Below are 16,165 nucleotides of genomic sequence, written 5' to 3'. Positions count from 1 at the left end.
CCTCTCGACGAGCACGCCACGCTCGTTCTCTCCAGCCCTGCCGGATGGCGGGGCTTCTTTTTGTCCGCAGGCTTCAGGCCGGCGGCTTGATGCCACATCCGCCCTCGACTTAACTTCCCTGCGTGACGGCCGATAAAGTCCTGGCTTGTCAGCGGCCCACGCGGCATGCAAATCTTGCAGCGCCCATATTATTCGGCCGAGGCGATGCACCTCGCCAGCACCTGGAAATCAAGCCGCGCATGAAGAGTCATCCCGATGCCGCCAGCCGTTCGGTGGCCGAGGTTGTCACGCAGCTCCCCGTCCCTTCGCGGCTGGGGTTGTTGCGCTTCGAGCGCTTGAACGAAGCCAGCTGGACCCTGCTGTTCCTCGACCCGGGCTGCGAACGCCAGATCGGCGTGCCCGCCCAGGACCTCTGTGGCATCCTCGACGCCCCCTATGCCAGCCTGATGGAGCCCGAGGCGCGCCATCGCCTGCATGAGCATGTCCAGCAGCAACTGCTGCAGGATGGCCGCTACCAGGTGCGCTACTGCCTGCACTCGCCGCGCGGCACGCTGAACATCCTGGAGGTCGGCGAATCCTTCCAGCAGCACGGCCGGCAACTGCTGCACGGCTACCTGCTGCAGGACGAGGGTGACGCCCAGGACGTCGAGCTGGACCCGCGCCTCCTGGACCTGGAAGCCCAGAACCTGCGTCTGAAGATGTCGCTGGAAATGTACCAGCGCTCCCAGGACGAACACCTGCAGCACCTGGTGCGCTCACGCACCCAGCAGAACCTGATCGTGCGCCTGGCGCGGCACCGCTACCTGTCCAGCGACCCGCTGCTGGAGGCCGCGCAACTGATCGCCCAGGCCGCCTGCGAAGCCTATGACGTAGCCCGCGCCGGCATCTGGCGCCTGCATGCGGACAATCGCCTGGAAGCGGTCACCGTGTACCGCCGCGACACCGACCAGTACGAAAAGCCGCCGGACATCGACGCCAGCAACTTCCCCCACTACCTCGACGCGGTCCACAGCGGCCGCGCCATCGACGCCCACAACGCCCTCCAGGATCCGCGCACCCAGGAGCTGGCCAAGCGTCATCTGCGCCCCCTGGGCATCAGCGCGTTGCTCGACGCCACCATCCGCATCGGCGGCGAAGTGGTCGGCGTGCTGTGCCTGGAGCACATCGGCGAGGTGCGCATGTGGCAGAGCGACGAGATCGCCTTCGCCGGCGAACTGGCCGACCAGTATGCCCAGGTCCTGATGAACCATGAGCGGCGCAACGCCTCCAGCGCCCTGCACCTGTTCCAGCGCGCCGTCGAACAGAGCGCCAGCGCCTTCCTGCTGATCGACCGCGAGGGGCTGGTGGAGTACGTCAACCCGAGCTTCACCGCCATCACCCAGTACGGCGCCGATGAAGTGCGCGGCCGCCGCCTGCCGGAGCTTCCCGCACTGACCAACCTGGGCGATCTGCTGTTCGACGCGCGCTCCACCCTGGTCAGCCAGAACAGCTGGCAGGGTGAGTTCCGCAGCCGGCGCAAGAACCTGGAGCCCTACTGGGGCCAGCTGTCGCTGTCGAAGGTTCACGACGACAAGGGCGAGCTGACCCACTACATCGGCATCTACGAAGACATCACCCAGAGCAAGCTGGCCCAGCAGCACATCGAGAAGCTCGCCTACCGCGACAACCTCACCGGGCTGGCCAACCGGCACTTCTTCATCAGCGCCCTGGAAGAGCGCCTGCAGGCCGGCAGCAAGCACTCGCTGGGCCTGGTGCTGGTGGACATCGACAACTTCAAGCGGATCAACGACAGCCTCGGTCACCAGACCGGCGACAAGCTGCTGGCCAACCTGGCCCGGCGCCTGCGCAGCAGCCTCAGCGACAACACCACCCTGGCGCGCTTTGCCAGCAACGAATTCGCCGTGCTGCTGGAAGAGTCGGTGGTCGACCGCGGCGAGCAGATCGCCGAGCAGATCCTCGATGTGCTCGACAAGCCGTTGTTCGTGGACAACCAACTGATCAACGTCACCGGCTCCATCGGCATCGCCTATGCGCCGCAGCACGGCCACGACCCACAGACCCTGATGAAGAACGCCGGCCTCGCCCTGCACAAGGCCAAGGCCAACGGCAAGCACCAGGTACAGACCTTCACCGAGGCGATGACCGCCGAAGCCAGCTACAAGCTGTTCGTCGAGAGCAACCTGCGCCGCGCGCTGGTGCAGGACGAACTGGCGGTGCACTACCAGCCCAAGCTGTGCCTGCGCAGCGGCCAGCTGCTCGGCCTGGAGGCGCTGCTGCGCTGGCAGCACCCGGAAAAGGGCATGATCCGCCCCGACCAGTTCATCAGCGTCGCCGAGGAAACCGGCCTGATCATCCCCATCGGCAAATGGGTGATCCGCCAGGCCTGTCGCCAGGTGCGCGACCTGGCGGCCAAGGGCCTGGGCGAACTGCACATCGCGATCAACCTGTCGCCCAAGCAGTTCAGCGACCCCGACCTGGTCGGCTCGATCGCCGCGATCCTCCAGGAAGAAGGCATCCCCGCCGACCAGATGGAGTTGGAGCTCACCGAAAGCCTGCTGCTTGACGCCACCGACGACACCCGCCAGCAACTGGAAAACCTGAAGAGCCTCGGCCTGACCCTGGCCATGGACGACTTCGGCACCGGCTACTCGTCGCTGAGCTATCTGAAGAAATTCCCCATCGACGTGATCAAGATCGATCGCAGCTTCATCAAGGACATTCCCGACAACCAGGACGACATGGAAATCACCTCGGCGGTGATCGCCATGGCCCACAACCTCAAGCTGCAGGTGGTCGCCGAAGGCGTGGAAACCGCCGCCCAGCTGGCCTTCCTGCGGCGCAACCGCTGCGACATCGGCCAGGGTTACCTGTTCGACAAGCCGATCCCCGGCATCGATCTCTCCTCCAGCCTCCAGCGCTATCCCTGCCGCCCGAATTGAGCCCCGCAGCGAGGGCGAAACGCTGTAATCTTCCGTGAGTACCCGAGTCTATTGCCGCCCCTATTCAGAGGAGACGAATGCCATGACCCTGCGCTCGCAAATACTTGCCCACAAGCTGGAACTGCCCAGCTCCGCCCAAGCCCTGCCGGGCCGGGAAAGCCCGATGCCAGTGCCGGAAACGCATTACGTCAACTGCCGCCCGCTGAGCGCGCCCTTCCCCGCCGGCCTGCAGCAGATCGTCGTCGGCCTCGGCTGCTTCTGGGGCGCCGAGCGGCGCTTCTGGCAACAGCCGGGCGTGTGGGTGACCGCGGTGGGTTACGCCGGCGGCCTGACCCCGAATCCGACCTACGACGAAGTCTGCTCCGGCCTGACCGGCCACACCGAAGTGGTGCTGGTGGTCTTCGACCCGCGCGAAACCAGCATCGAGGCGCTGCTCAAGGTGTTCTGGGAATCCCACGACCCGACCCAGGGCATGCGCCAGGGCAACGACACCGGCACCCAGTACCGTTCGGCGGTCTACTGGTTCGACCAGGCGCAGAAAGCCGCCATCGAAGCCAGCCGCGCTGCGTTCCAGAAGGAACTGAGCGCCAAGGGCTACGGCGAGATCACCACGGAAATCCGCGAGGTGCCGCCGTTCTACTATGCCGAGGCCTACCACCAGCAGTACCTGGCGAAGAACCCCAACGGCTACTGCGGCCTGGGCGGCACCGGCGTTTGCCTGCCGGCGTGAGCGCTGGTATTGCGCCGTACTGTTCGCTCCCGTAGGAGCGGACCTTGTCCGCGAATCGCGGGCATGGCCCGCTCCTACAGGGGAGCTCCGTGCCCGCCGCCAACGTAGGAGCGGACTCCGTCCGCGATTGGCCGAGCCCCTCGCCAAGCCTATCGCGGATAAATCCGCTCCTACGAAGAGCCCAAAGAAAAGCCCCGGCACTTGCCGGGGCTTTTTTCATTCCGCGATCAGCCAGTCCAGCTGCCAGCTGCCTTCGCTCTGCGCCAGCGTGTCCGCCAACCACGGCAGCAGGCCGCGCAGCTCTTCATCCAGCGGCCACGGCGGGTTGGCGATGACCAGGCCAGAGCCGTTCAGGCGCTCGGCGGTATCCGCCGGATGCACGCACAGTTCGGCACGCAGCAGCTTGGGCGCCGAGCACTTCTCCAGGCGCTGGTAGAAGCGCTTGAGCTGGCGGCGGTCCTTGATCGGGTACCAGATGGCGACCACGGTCTGGCGCATGCGACCGATGGCCTCGTCCAGCGCGGCCACGCAGCGCTCCAGGTCATCCGGCTGCTCGAAGGGCGGGTCGATCAGCAGCACGCCGCGCTTCTCGGATACCGGCAGGAAGGCGCGCGGCAGCAGCCAGCCGTCGCCCTGATGCACAGCGATGCGGCGTTCGCCGCCCATGTTGGCCTTGAGCAGGCGGCCATCCTCTGGATGCAGCTCATTCAGCAGCACCCGGTCCTGCGACCGGGTCAGGCGGCGCGCCAACTCCGGCGAACCGGGATAGAACTCCAGCTCGCCGTCGGGATTGAGCGCCCGCACCACCTCCAGGTAGTCCTGCACCAGCTCCGGCAGGTCCTCGCGTTCCCACAGGCGACCGATACCCGACTCCCATTCGCCGGTACGGCTGGCTTCGTCGCCCAGCAGGTCGTACAGGCCAACACCCGAGTGGCTATCGAGGTAGGCGAAGGGCGTGTCCTTGCGCGCCATCAGCGCGAAGATGCGCGCCAGGGCGATGTGTTTGAACACGTCGGCATGGTTGCCGGCGTGGTAGGCGTGGCGGTAGTTCATGGATGGCAGACTCCTCAAGGCGCGCAGTGTAGCCGTAGTCGAGGTGTTTTAGCCCTTTATCACGCTCATGGATGATTCTGTGAGGACTTCATTCACCAGACTAGACTGCGGCCATTCCCACGGAGATCGACCATGTCCGAGACCCTGCTCAGCTCCCGCAACCTCGCTTTCGAACTCTACGAAGTGCTCGACGCCGAGGCACTGACCCAGCGCGAACGCTTCGCCGACCACAACCGCGAGACCTTCGACGCCGCCCTGGGCACCGCCCGTGGTATCGCCGAGGAGCTGTTCGCCCCGCACAACCGCAAGAACGACGAGAACGAACCGCAGTACGTCGACGGCGGCGCGGTACTGATCCCGGAGGTGAAGCCGGCGGTGGACGCCTTCAACGAGGCCGGTTTCCAGAATGCCTCGCGCAGCTTCGAACAGGGCGGCATGCAGCTGCCGCACCTGCTCTCGCGGGCCTGCTTCGCGCACTTCCAGTCGGCCAACATCGCCACCTCGTCCTACCCGATGCTGAGCATGGGCGCCAGCCACCTGATCGAGACCTTCGGCAGCGAGGAGCAGAAGCGCCTGTTCCTGCAGCCGATGATCGAGGGCCGCTACTTCGGCACCATGGCGCTGACCGAGCCCCACGCCGGCTCCTCCCTGGCGGACATCCGCACTCGCGCCGAACCCGCCGCCGACGGCAGCTACCGTATCCGCGGCAACAAGATCTTCATCTCCGGCGGCGACCATCCGCTGTCGGACAACATCGTGCACATGGTGCTGGCCAAGCTGCCAGATGCCCCGGCCGGGGTGAAAGGCATCAGCCTGTTCATCGTGCCGAAATTCCTGGTCAACGCCGACGGCTCCCTCGGCGCACGCAACGACGTGACCCTGGCCGGCCTGTTCCACAAGATGGGCTGGCGCGGCACCACCTCCACCGCCCTGAACTTCGGTGACAAGGGCGAATGCGTCGGCTACCTGGTCGGCAAGCCGCACCACGGCCTGGCCTACATGTTCCAGATGATGAACGAGGCACGCATCGGCGTCGGCATGGGCGCGATCATGCTCGGCTACGCCGGCTACCTGTATTCCCTGGAATACGCCCGCGAACGTCCGCAGGGCCGCCCGGTGGATGCCAAGGACCCGACCTCCGCGCCGGTGTCGATCATCGAGCACACCGACGTGCGCCGCATGCTGCTGACCCAGAAAGCCTACGTCGAAGGCGCCTTCGACCTCGGCCTGTACGCCGCGCGCCTGGTGGACGACTGCGAAACCCTGCCCAGCGAGGAAGAGCGCAAGCAGGCCCACGAACTGCTCGACCTGCTCACCCCGATCGTCAAATCCTGGCCCTCGGAGTTCTGCCTGAAGGCCAACGAACTGGCGATCCAGATCCTCGGCGGCCACGGCTACACCCGCGAATACCCGGTGGAGCAGTACTACCGCGACAACCGCCTGAACCCGATCCACGAAGGCACCCACGGCATCCAGTCGCTGGACCTGCTGGGGCGCAAGCTGGCGCAGAACAATGGCGCCGGCCTCAAGCAACTGACTCGCCTGATCAACCAGTGCTGCGCGCGCGCCCAGGCGCACCCGACGCTGGACAGGCTGCGCGAGCCGCTGGAGCAGCTGATGGCGCGCCTGTCGGCAACCACCCTGAGCCTGCTCGGCGACCTGATGCAGGGCCGCGTGGCGCAAGGGCTGGCGAACTCCGCGCTGTACCTCAAGGTATTCGGCCACGCCGTGATCGGCTGGCGCTGGCTGGAGCAGGCGATTCGCGCCGAGGAGGGCCTGGCGCGCGGCAATCCTTCGGACACCGACTTCTACCGCGGCAAGCTCCAGGCCGCGCGCTACTTCCTGACCTGGGAAGTGCCGTCCTGCCACCACGAACTGGGCCTGCTCGAAGCCCGCGACGACACCTGTTCCACCATGCAGGACGCCTGGTTCTAGTCCTGCATGTCCCTCCAGCCCCGGCCACGTCCGGGGCTTTTTTATGCCGCTCACTCATCAATTACGGAAAAAACTGACAAGTACCACCAAATCAACCGGCAGAAAAACCGGGGTTCCATGACGTTGAATAGCGCCCGCGCACCGTCACGTCAGTCATGCCCATGGCCACCTACCTTCCGACGCTCCCCCGCCTGTCCCACAACCTGCCCGTTCTGCTGCCCCTGCTCGCCATCGCAGTCGGGCTGACCTGCATGGTTTTCCTGCTGACCCCGAACTCGGTGGACGCACTCCCCGGCGATAGCCCATTGCGCCCCCCGGCACAGACGCTGAACGCCGCGCCCATCTACAACGAGCCCAGCGCCGAAGCCTTCGAACACGCCGACGCCTACCTGAAGACCATCGACAAGGCGATGACCGACGGACTGGCCGTGCTGCGTGGCGGCGATGGTCAATCCATCGCCTCGCAGAGCCGCTACTTCAATGCGCTGGTCAATGCCGGCTACGCCCAGTTCGGCTCGTCCTACTACGAGCCGCTGGGCAGTTGCGGCGTCGCCGGCAGTTCGGCGCGAAGCCTCTGGCATACGCAGGTTCGCGCTGTCAGTGGCAGCCGTCAGGCCAACCTGTCCGGCGAAGTGCACAAGGCCCTCGTCACACTGCAGCACGACCGGGAAGCCTGCCTCTCGGCGGTCCGTCTCGTTCCCGACGAACCGCTGAGCTGGGCGCCCGCCGCACTCGCCACCCTCAACCCGGTTCCCGCCTGGAGCGACGCCGCGTCCTGGCCGGAAATCGTCGCCGAACGAACCTCAACTAACCTTTGACAGCCTTGCAAATCCGCAGGTTAGAATCGCCTGGCATGCGGCCTGCATCCTGATCCCCAGTAGCGTCGCCACTCCCCACTACCCTGGAGGTCGATACACTGTGGATGCCGTGGCCATCAACAGCTATTTCCTGATCGCTGCTGTCCTGATCGGCATGAGCATCCTGGTCAGCTCGCTGTCTTCGCGACTGGGCATCCCGATCCTGGTGATCTTCCTCGCCGTGGGCATGGTCGCGGGTACCGACGGCCCCGGCGGCATCGGCTTCTCCAACTATCCCATTGCCTACCTGGTGGGCAACCTGGCACTCGCGGTCATCCTCCTCGATGGCGGCTTGCGCACCCGAGTGGCGAGCTTCCGCGTAGCGCTCTGGCCCGCGCTGTCCCTGGCCACCGCCGGGGTTCTGATCACCGCCGGGCTGACCGGCATCGCCGCCGCCTGGCTGTTCAAGCTGAGCTGGATGGAGGGCCTGCTGATCGGCGCCATCGTCGGCTCCACCGACGCCGCGGCGGTGTTCTCACTGCTCGGCGGCAAGGGCCTCAACGAGCGGGTCACCGCCACCCTGGAAATCGAGTCGGGCAGCAACGACCCGATGGCGGTGTTCCTCACCGTCACCCTGATCGACATGCTCGCCCACGGCGAAAGCGGCATGAGCTGGAGCTTTCTCTGGCACTTCCTGCGCGAGTTCGGCATCGGCTCGCTGCTCGGCCTGGGTGGCGGCTGGCTGCTGCTGCAGGTGATCAACCGCATCCACCTGGCCAGCGGCCTCTACCCGCTGCTGGTGATCAGCGGCGGCCTGCTGATCTTCGCCGTGTCCAACGCGGTGCATGGCAGCGGCATCCTTGCCATCTATCTGTGCGGCCTGATGCTGGGCAACCAGCCGATCCGCTCTCGCCACGGCATCCTGCACATGCTCGACGGCATGGCGTGGCTGGCGCAGATCGGCATGTTCCTGGTCCTCGGCCTGCTGGTCACGCCCCACGATCTCTGGCCCATCGCCCTGCCGGCGCTGGGGCTGGCGCTATGGATGATCCTCTTCGCCCGCCCGCTGTCGGTGCTGGTCGGCCTGATTCCGTTCCGCGCCTTCCATACCCGCGAAAAGGCCTTCATCGCCTGGGTCGGCCTGCGCGGCGCGGTACCGATCATCCTCGCGGTGTTCCCGTTGATGGCCGGACTGCCCAACGCCCAGCTGTTCTTCAACGTGGCCTTCTTCATCGTGCTGGTTTCCCTGCTGGTGCAGGGCACCAGCCTGCCCTGGGCCGCCAAGCTGCTGCGGGTCATCGTGCCGCCGGACCCGGCGCCGATCTCCCGCGCCGGCCTGGAAGTGCACCCGACCAGCGAATGGGAGCTGTTCGTCTACCACCTGAGCAAGGAAAAGTGGTGCATCGGCGCCGCCCTGCGCGAGCTGAAGATGCCAGAAGGCACCCGTATCGCCGCCCTGTTCCGCGGCACCCAACTGCTGCACCCGTCGGGCAGTACCATTCTCGAAGCCGATGACATTCTTTGCGTGATCGGTCACGAGCACGACCTCTCCGCCTTGGGCAAGCTGTTCAGCCAGGCGCCGGACCGTGGCCTGAGTGCGCGCTTCTTCGGCGACTTCGTCCTCGAAGGCGACGGCCAGCTCTCCGCCGTGGCCTCGCTGTACGGCCTGAAGCTGGAGGGCGTGGACGGCGAGCAGACCCTGGGCCGCTTCATCGCCCACGAAATCGGCGGCCAGGCGATCATCGGCGACCAGGTGGAATGGAACGGCCTGACCTGGACCGTGGCCGCCCTGGATGGGAACAAGATCCGCAAGGTGGGGGTCAAATTCCCCGAAGGTCGCCCCGGCCCCGGCCTGTTCCTCTGACCGCCCACCGGCGCTCGCTTGCGGGCGCCGGCCTGCCAGCACTAACCTCACTCCACTTTCCGCACGAGCCGCTGATCGCGACCATGTCATTCCTGCTGCGTACCCTGCTTACCGTCGTCCTTCTGGGCGGCACGCTCACCGGCCTGCCCGCGCTGGCCGCCGAAACCACTCCGCCCAGCGCCGACCAGGTGCAGCAAAGCCTCGACGGTTTGGCCGACCGCAAGCTGCCGGAGGCCGACGCCAAGCTGCTCAAGGCGAGCCTCGAGAACACCCTCAAGCTGCTGGCGAGCAAGGCTGACAGCGAGAAGCAGCTGGCCGATCTCAAGGGCCAGCTGGCCGACGCGCCCAAGATGATCAGCGAGAACCAGAAGGCCCTGAATCGCCTCAAGGGCAGCAGCGACAAGCCTGCCTCGCAGCGCTACGCCGGCTACAACGCCGTCCAGCTGGAAATGCTGCTCAACGAGCAATCCACCCAGTTGGCCGCCTGGCAGAAGGAGATGGCCGAAGCCAAGAGCGATGCGCTCACCGCGCAAACCCGCCCCGAGCGCGCCCAGGCCGACCTGAGCCGGAACCAGACACGCCTGCTGGAGATCGCCAGCCTGCTCAAGGTCGGCAAGGAAAGCGGCAAGCCGCTGGGTGACGAGCATCGCGACGAGCTGGTAGCCGAACAGGCCGCGCTCACCGCGCAGAACCAATTGCTGCGCCAGCAACTGGCCGGCAACAACCTGCTGCTCGACCTCGCCTCCAGCCAGCGCGACCTGCTGGCCGAACGTATCGGCCGCGAGGAGCACGAAACCCTCGAACTGCAGACGATGATCAGCGAGAAGCGCCGCGAGCAGTCGGAGAAGACCGTCGCCGCGCTGTCCAAGGACGCCGACCAGGCCGCCGGCACCGACAGCCTGCTGAGCCAGGAGAGCGCCGCCAACCTCAAGCTCTCCGACTACCTGCTGCGCACCACCGATCGTCTCAACACCCTGACCCGGCGCGACCTCGAAGCCAAGCAGCAGCTCGACAACCTGACCCAGGGCGAGCAGGCGCTGGACGAGCAGATCAACGTGCTGCGCGGCAGCCTGCTGCTGGCGAAGATCCTCTACCAGCAGAAGCAATCGCTGCCGGTGATCAAGACTGACCGCGACCTGGCCGACGAGATTGCCGACCTGCGCCTGTACCAGTTCGAGCTGAACCAGAAGCGCGACGAGCTGAACAGCTCCGAGGTCTACATCGACAATCTGCTGGCCCAGCAACCGCAGGAAAGCATCACCCCGCAGCTGCGCCATGACCTGAGTGAACTGGTCAACACCCGCCTGGAATTGATGGAGCGGCTCAACCACGAGCTGAACGCGCTGCTCAACGAAGCGATCACCCTGCAGCTGAACCAGAAGCAGCTCAAGGAAACTGCCGACAAGCTGCGCGCCACCCTCGACGAGCAGATGTTCTGGATTCCCAGCAACCGCCCGCTGGACCTGTCGTGGTTCAAGATGACCCCGACCCTGCTGCATCACCAGCTGGCCGAAGTGCCCTGGGGCTCGGGCGTGAAAGAACTCGGCGCGGGCCTGATCGACCGCCCCTTCCTGTTCCTCCCGCTGCTCCTGCTGGTCGCGGCGCTCCTGTGGAAACGCCGGTTCCTCTACGACAAGCTGGAATCGCTGAACGACGACATCGGCCACTTCAAGCGCGACGGCCAGGCACACACCCCATTGGCCCTGCTGCTCGCCGTCCTGCTGGCGCTGCCCGGCACCCTGGCGCTGGCGATCGCCGGCCTGGCCCTGCTGCTCGACGCCCGCGGCCAGAACGCCACCCTCGGCAGCGCGCTGCTGGAAATGGCGCAGGTCTGGCTGGTGTTCTACACCGCGCACCGCATCCTGCGTCCGGGTGGCATCGCCGAGCGGCACTTCCACTGGAGCCAGGCACAGGTGCAGTTCCTCGGCAAGCTGATGCGCCGACTGGGTCTGGTGGTGATGTCGCTGGTCGCGGTGGTCACCGTCGCCGAGCACCAGCCGGCCAGCCTGGCCGACGACGTGATCGGCATCGGCATCGTCCTGTTCGGCTACGCGGCAATGACCTGGATACTGGGCCAGCTGCTGTTCGGCAGCCCCTCCAGCGAACGTCCGTCGCTGATCAAGATGATCGTTGGCCTGGGCTTCACCGTGCTGCCCGTGGCGCTGTTCCTGGCGGTGGGCTTCGGTTACTACTACACCGCGCTCAAGCTCACCGACCGGCTGATCGACACCCTGTTCCTGCTGATGTTCTGGATGGTGGTGGAAGCTACTTTCGTCCGCGGCATGAGCGTGGCCGCGCGACGCCTGGCCTACCAGCGCGCACTGACCAAGCGCCAGTCGCCGGCCAAGGAAGGCATCGAGGGCGGCGAAGTGGTGGAAGAGCCGACCCTGGGCATCGAGCAGATCAACGAGCAGTCGATGCGACTGATCCGCCTGGGCCTGTTGATCGGCTTCGTGGTGACCCTGTACTGGGTCTGGGCCGACCTGATCAGCGTGGTCTCCTACCTCGACAACGTGACCCTCTACCAGTACACCACCGGTACCGGCGATGCGGCATCGACCACGCCGATCAGCCTGGGCGACTTCCTCATGGCGCTGGTCATCGCCGCCGTGACCGTGGCCCTGGCGCGCAACCTGCCCGGCCTGCTGGAAGTGCTGGTGCTGCAGCGCCTGACCCTGGCCCAGGGCAGCGCCTACGCCATCACCACCCTGCTCTCCTACGCCATCAGCGGCGTCGGCTTCGTCAGCGCGCTGTCCACCCTGGGCGTGAGCTGGGACAAGCTGCAATGGCTGGTGGCCGCGCTCTCGGTGGGCCTGGGTTTCGGCCTGCAGGCGATCTTCTCCAACTTCGTCTCCGGCCTGATCATCCTCTTCGAGCGCCCGGTACGGATCGGCGACGTGGTGACCATCGGCAGCCTGTCCGGCACCGTCAGCCGGATTCGCATCCGTGCCACCACCATCACCGACTTCGACCGCAAGGAAATCATCGTCCCCAACCAGACCTTCATCACCGGCCAACTGGTGAACTGGTCGTTGAGCGACACCGTCACGCGGGTCACCATCAAGATCGGCCTGGCCTACGAGAGCGACCTGCCGCTGGCGCGCAAGATCATGCTCGACGCGGCCCATGCCAACAGCCGCATCCTGCGCGACCCGGAGCCGGTGCTGTACTTCACCACCATCAGCGCCAGCACCTTCGACTACGAGCTGCGCTTCCACGTGCGCGAGCTGGGCGATCGCAACCCGGCGGTGGACGAAACCCTCACCCGCATCGCCCTGGCCTTCCGCGAGAACGGCATCGACATGGCCTTCAACCAGGTCGACGTGTTCGTGAAGAACCTGCAGGGCCAGGAAGCCCAACTGGTCATCGGCCAGCAGCCCTCTACCGCGCCGGTTCCGGTCAAGGCGGTGCAGGACAAGCCCGACGCCAGCAAGGCCTGAGGGTGGACGCCTTCGGATAAGTCCGAGCACAATGCTCGGACTTATCCGGAGTTTGCGTGTGAAAAAGCTCAACGAACTGACCTTTGATAACCGCTTCGCCCGCCTGGGCGACGTCTTCTCCACCGAAGTCCTGCCCGATCCCATCGCCGACCCGCGCCTGGTCATCGCCAGTCCGCAGGCCATGGCGCTGCTCGACCTCGACCCGAGCGAAGCGGACACCCCGGTGTTCGCCGAGATTTTCGCCGGGCACAAGCTATGGGACGCGGCCGAGCCACGGGCGATGGTCTACTCCGGGCACCAGTTCGGCGCCTACAACCCGCGCCTGGGTGACGGCCGCGGCCTGCTGCTGGGCGAAGTGCTGAACGACGCCGGCGAGCACTGGGACCTGCACCTCAAGGGCGCCGGGCAGACGCCCTATTCGCGCATGGGCGACGGTCGCGCGGTGCTGCGCTCGTCGATCCGCGAATTCCTCGCCAGCGAATACCTCAACGCCCTCGGCATCCCCACCAGCCGCGCGCTGTGCGTCACCGGCTCCAGTACCACGGTGTGGCGCGAGACCAAGGAAACCGGCGCCATGCTGCTGCGCCTGGCGCCCAGCCACGTGCGCTTCGGCCACTTCGAGTACTTCTACTACACCAAGCAGGAAGAACAGCTGAAGGTCCTGGGCGAGTTCGTCCTGCGCGAATACTTCCCACAGTGCCTGGAATCGGAAAAGCCCTACCTCGCCCTGTTCCGCGAGGTGGTCGAGCGCAACGCCGAGATGATCGCGCTGTGGCAGGCCTACGGCTTCTGCCACGGCGTGATGAACACCGACAACATGTCGATCCTCGGCATCACCTTCGACTACGGCCCCTACGCCTTCCTCGACGACTTCGACGCCAACCACATCTGCAACCACTCCGACGACACCGGTCGCTACTCGTTCAGCAACCAGGTGCCCATCGCCCACTGGAACCTCGCCGCCCTCGGCCAGGCGCTGACGCCCTTCGTCGAAGTCGATGATCTGCGCGCCACGCTGGACCTGTTCCTGCCGCTCTACCAGGCGCACTACCTCGACCTGATGCGCCGCCGCCTGGGCCTGACCACGGCGGAAGACGGCGACCTGGAACTGGTGCAAACCCTGCTGCAAGCCATGCAGAAAGGCGCGGTGGACTACTCGCTGTTCTTCCGCCGCCTCGGCGAACAGGCAGCGGAGCAGGCGCTGTCGGTGGTGCGCGAGGACTTCGTCGACCTGGCCGCGTTCGATGCCTGGGCCGCCGATTACCGCACCCGTACCGAACGCGAAGGCGGCAGCCAGGACGACCGGCGCGCGCGCATGCACGCGGTCAACCCGCTCTACGTGCTGCGCAACTACCTCGCCCAGGAAGCCATCACCGCTGCCGAACAGGGTGACTACAGCGTGGTGCGTCGTCTGCACGACGTGCTCAGCCGGCCCTTCGAGGAACAGCCCGGCGCCGAAGCCTTCACCCGCCGCCCGCCGGACTGGGGCAAACACCTGGAGATCAGCTGCTCCTCCTGAGGCGGTTATAAGCTCAGCGAAAAGCGATCTAGCGGCGCCCCGGCGGTATTGCTCCCGGTCATTGACCGGGGCCGGGCGCCGCTCGCATCCTCGGGCCTTTCTGCCCACAAGGATGCTCGAACGATGAAACTGGAAACCCTGGCCATTCACGCCGGCTACAGCCCCGACCCGACCACCAAGGCCGTGGCCGTGCCGATCTACCAGACCAGCTCCTACGCCTTCGACGACACCCAGCACGGCGCCGACCTGTTCGACCTGAAGGTCGCCGGCAACATCTACACGCGCATCATGAACCCCACCAACGCGGTGTTGGAGGAGCGCGTGGCGGCGCTGGAAGGCGGCGTCGGTGCGCTGGCCGTGGCATCCGGCATGGCCGCCATCACCTATGCCATCCAGACCGTGGCCGAAGCCGGCGACAACATCGTCTCGGTGGCCAAGCTCTACGGCGGCACCTACAACCTGCTCGCCCACACCCTGCCGCGCTTCGGCATCCAGACCCGCTTCGCTCCCCACGACGACATCGCCGCCCTCGAAGCGCTGATCGACGAACGCACCAAGGCGGTGTTCTGCGAATCCATCGGCAACCCGGCGGGCAACATCGTCGATCTGAAGGCCCTGGCCGACGCCGCGCACCGCCATGGCGTACCGCTGATCGTCGACAACACCGTCGCCACGCCGATCCTCTGCCGGCCCTTCGAGCACGGAGCGGACATCGTCGTGCACTCGCTGACCAAGTACATCGGCGGCCACGGCACCAGCATCGGCGGCATCGTCGTCGACTCCGGCAAATTCCCCTGGAGCGAGAACAAGGCGCGCTTCCCGCTGCTCAACACCCCGGCCCCGTCCTACCACGGCGTCACCTACACCGAAGCCTTCGGCCCCGCCGCCTTCATCGGCCGCTGCCGCGTGGTGCCGCTGCGCAACACCGGCGCCGCGCTGTCGCCGTTCAACGCCTTCCTGATCCTGCAGGGCCTGGAAACCCTCGCCCTGCGCATGGAACGCCATTGCGACAACGCCCTGAGGGTCGCGCGCTACCTGCAGGAACACCCGCAGGTGAGCTGGGTGAAATACGCCGGCCTCGCCGACCACCCCGAGCACGCCCTGGCCCAGCGCTACATGGGCGGCCAGCCGGCGGCGATCCTCTCCTTCGGCATCAAGGGCGGCCAGGAAGCCGGCGCGCGCTTCATCGACGCGCTGAAACTGGTGGTGCGTCTGGTCAATATCGGCGACGCCAAGTCCCTGGCCTGCCACCCGGCCTCCACCACCCACCGCCAGCTCAACGACGAGGAACTGGAGAAGGCCGGCGTACCGCGCGACATGGTGCGCCTGTCCATCGGCATCGAGCACATCGACGACATCCTCGCCGACCTCGCCCAGGCGCTGCGCTCCGCCGAGGGTTGAAACCCGGACCGCGAGGCTCCACCTTGGCGTCACAGCCTCTGGAGCCTCGCCATGTCCGAATCTCTGATCATCCCCTGCCCGCACTGCAACGGCCTTAACCGCGTACCGGCAGAACGCCTGGGCGACGCGCCGCGCTGTGGTCGCTGCCAGTCGCCGGTCATCGTCGACCGTCCCTTCGAGCTGAACGAAGCCAGCTTCGCCGCCCAGGCCAAGGGCGACCTGCCGCTGCTGGTGGACGTCTGGGCTGCCTGGTGCGGCCCCTGCAAGGCCTTCGCGCCGACCTTCGAACAGGCTGCCGCGCGACTGTCGGGCAAGGTGCGCCTGGCCAAGCTGGACAGCGATGCCAACCCGAACCTCTCCACCCGCTTAGGGATTCGTTCGATTCCCAGCCTGATCCTGTTCCGAAACGGCCAGGAAGTGGCGCGCCAGAGCGGTGCCATGCCGCTGCCGCAGCTGCTGGACTGGCTGTCCCGCAACGGCGTCTGAC

Annotated in this window: 10 protein-coding genes; 9 read left to right on the top strand and 1 reads right to left on the bottom strand. The window is 66.3% G+C overall.

Annotation, left to right across the window (positions count from 1 at the left end; translation table 11 throughout):
- The first annotated feature begins 239 nt into the window (after window positions 1–239).
- Complete coding sequence (locus J5M67_RS00365; protein WP_207882181.1) at window positions 240–2,939, top strand: bifunctional diguanylate cyclase/phosphodiesterase; 2,700 nt, start codon at window positions 240–242, stop codon at window positions 2,937–2,939.
- 82 nt (window positions 2,940–3,021) lie between these two features.
- The gene (gene msrA / locus J5M67_RS00360; RefSeq protein WP_207882179.1) at window positions 3,022–3,669 is read left to right on the top strand and encodes a peptide-methionine (S)-S-oxide reductase MsrA; all 648 of its coding nucleotides are present in this window, start codon (window positions 3,022–3,024) and stop codon (window positions 3,667–3,669) included.
- Between the two features lie 216 nt (window positions 3,670–3,885).
- Here the strand turns inward: msrA and J5M67_RS00355 are convergent, their stop codons facing one another.
- Entirely contained in the window at window positions 3,886–4,722 is an 837-nt protein-coding gene (locus tag J5M67_RS00355) for a 23S rRNA (adenine(2030)-N(6))-methyltransferase RlmJ (protein ID WP_207882177.1), read from the bottom strand.
- Window positions 4,723–4,854: 132 nt separating this feature from the next.
- Here J5M67_RS00355 and J5M67_RS00350 point away from each other — a divergent pair, with 132 nt between their 5' ends.
- The 7 genes from J5M67_RS00350 (at window position 4,855) to trxC (ending at window position 16,164) form a co-directional block, all read left to right on the top strand.
- Entirely contained in the window at window positions 4,855–6,657 is a 1,803-nt protein-coding gene (locus J5M67_RS00350) for an acyl-CoA dehydrogenase (RefSeq protein WP_207882175.1), read from the top strand.
- A gap of 161 nt (window positions 6,658–6,818) precedes the next feature.
- The gene (locus J5M67_RS00345) at window positions 6,819–7,475 is read left to right on the top strand and encodes a hypothetical protein (RefSeq protein ID WP_207882173.1); all 657 of its coding nucleotides are present in this window, start codon (window positions 6,819–6,821) and stop codon (window positions 7,473–7,475) included.
- Window positions 7,476–7,575: 100 nt separating this feature from the next.
- The gene (locus J5M67_RS00340; protein WP_207882171.1) at window positions 7,576–9,318 is read left to right on the top strand and encodes a potassium/proton antiporter; all 1,743 of its coding nucleotides are present in this window, start codon (window positions 7,576–7,578) and stop codon (window positions 9,316–9,318) included.
- A gap of 83 nt (window positions 9,319–9,401) precedes the next feature.
- Complete coding sequence (gene mscK / locus J5M67_RS00335) at window positions 9,402–12,758, top strand: mechanosensitive channel MscK (protein ID WP_207882169.1); 3,357 nt, start codon at window positions 9,402–9,404, stop codon at window positions 12,756–12,758.
- 58 nt (window positions 12,759–12,816) lie between these two features.
- Window positions 12,817–14,277, top strand: coding sequence for a protein adenylyltransferase SelO (gene selO, locus J5M67_RS00330; protein ID WP_207882167.1), 1,461 nt, complete (start codon window positions 12,817–12,819; stop codon window positions 14,275–14,277).
- 123 nt (window positions 14,278–14,400) lie between these two features.
- Complete coding sequence (locus J5M67_RS00325; protein ID WP_207882165.1) at window positions 14,401–15,678, top strand: bifunctional O-acetylhomoserine aminocarboxypropyltransferase/cysteine synthase; 1,278 nt, start codon at window positions 14,401–14,403, stop codon at window positions 15,676–15,678.
- 51 nt (window positions 15,679–15,729) lie between these two features.
- Entirely contained in the window at window positions 15,730–16,164 is a 435-nt protein-coding gene (gene trxC, locus J5M67_RS00320; RefSeq protein WP_207882163.1) for a thioredoxin TrxC, read from the top strand.
- The last annotated feature ends 1 nt before the right edge of the window (window position 16,165 follow it).

The sequence above is a fragment of the Pseudomonas sp. 30_B genome (genome assembly GCF_017491605.1).
In the GTDB taxonomy this organism is placed as follows: Bacteria; Pseudomonadota; Gammaproteobacteria; order Pseudomonadales; family Pseudomonadaceae; genus Pseudomonas.
This window is presented reverse-complemented; position numbering and strand designations above follow the sequence as displayed.

Coding starts and splice junctions, on each gene's coding strand:
- msrA (WP_207882179.1), top strand. CDS start 3,022: ATGACCCTGCGCTCGCAAATACTTGCCCACAAGCTGGAACTGCCCAGC.
- mscK (WP_207882169.1), top strand. CDS start 9,402: ATGTCATTCCTGCTGCGTACCCTGCTTACCGTCGTCCTTCTGGGCGGC.
- J5M67_RS00365 (WP_207882181.1), top strand. CDS start 240: ATGAAGAGTCATCCCGATGCCGCCAGCCGTTCGGTGGCCGAGGTTGTC.
- J5M67_RS00345 (WP_207882173.1), top strand. CDS start 6,819: ATGGCCACCTACCTTCCGACGCTCCCCCGCCTGTCCCACAACCTGCCC.
- J5M67_RS00325 (WP_207882165.1), top strand. CDS start 14,401: ATGAAACTGGAAACCCTGGCCATTCACGCCGGCTACAGCCCCGACCCG.
- trxC (WP_207882163.1), top strand. CDS start 15,730: ATGTCCGAATCTCTGATCATCCCCTGCCCGCACTGCAACGGCCTTAAC.
- J5M67_RS00355 (WP_207882177.1), bottom strand. CDS start 4,722: ATGAACTACCGCCACGCCTACCACGCCGGCAACCATGCCGACGTGTTC.
- J5M67_RS00350 (WP_207882175.1), top strand. CDS start 4,855: ATGTCCGAGACCCTGCTCAGCTCCCGCAACCTCGCTTTCGAACTCTAC.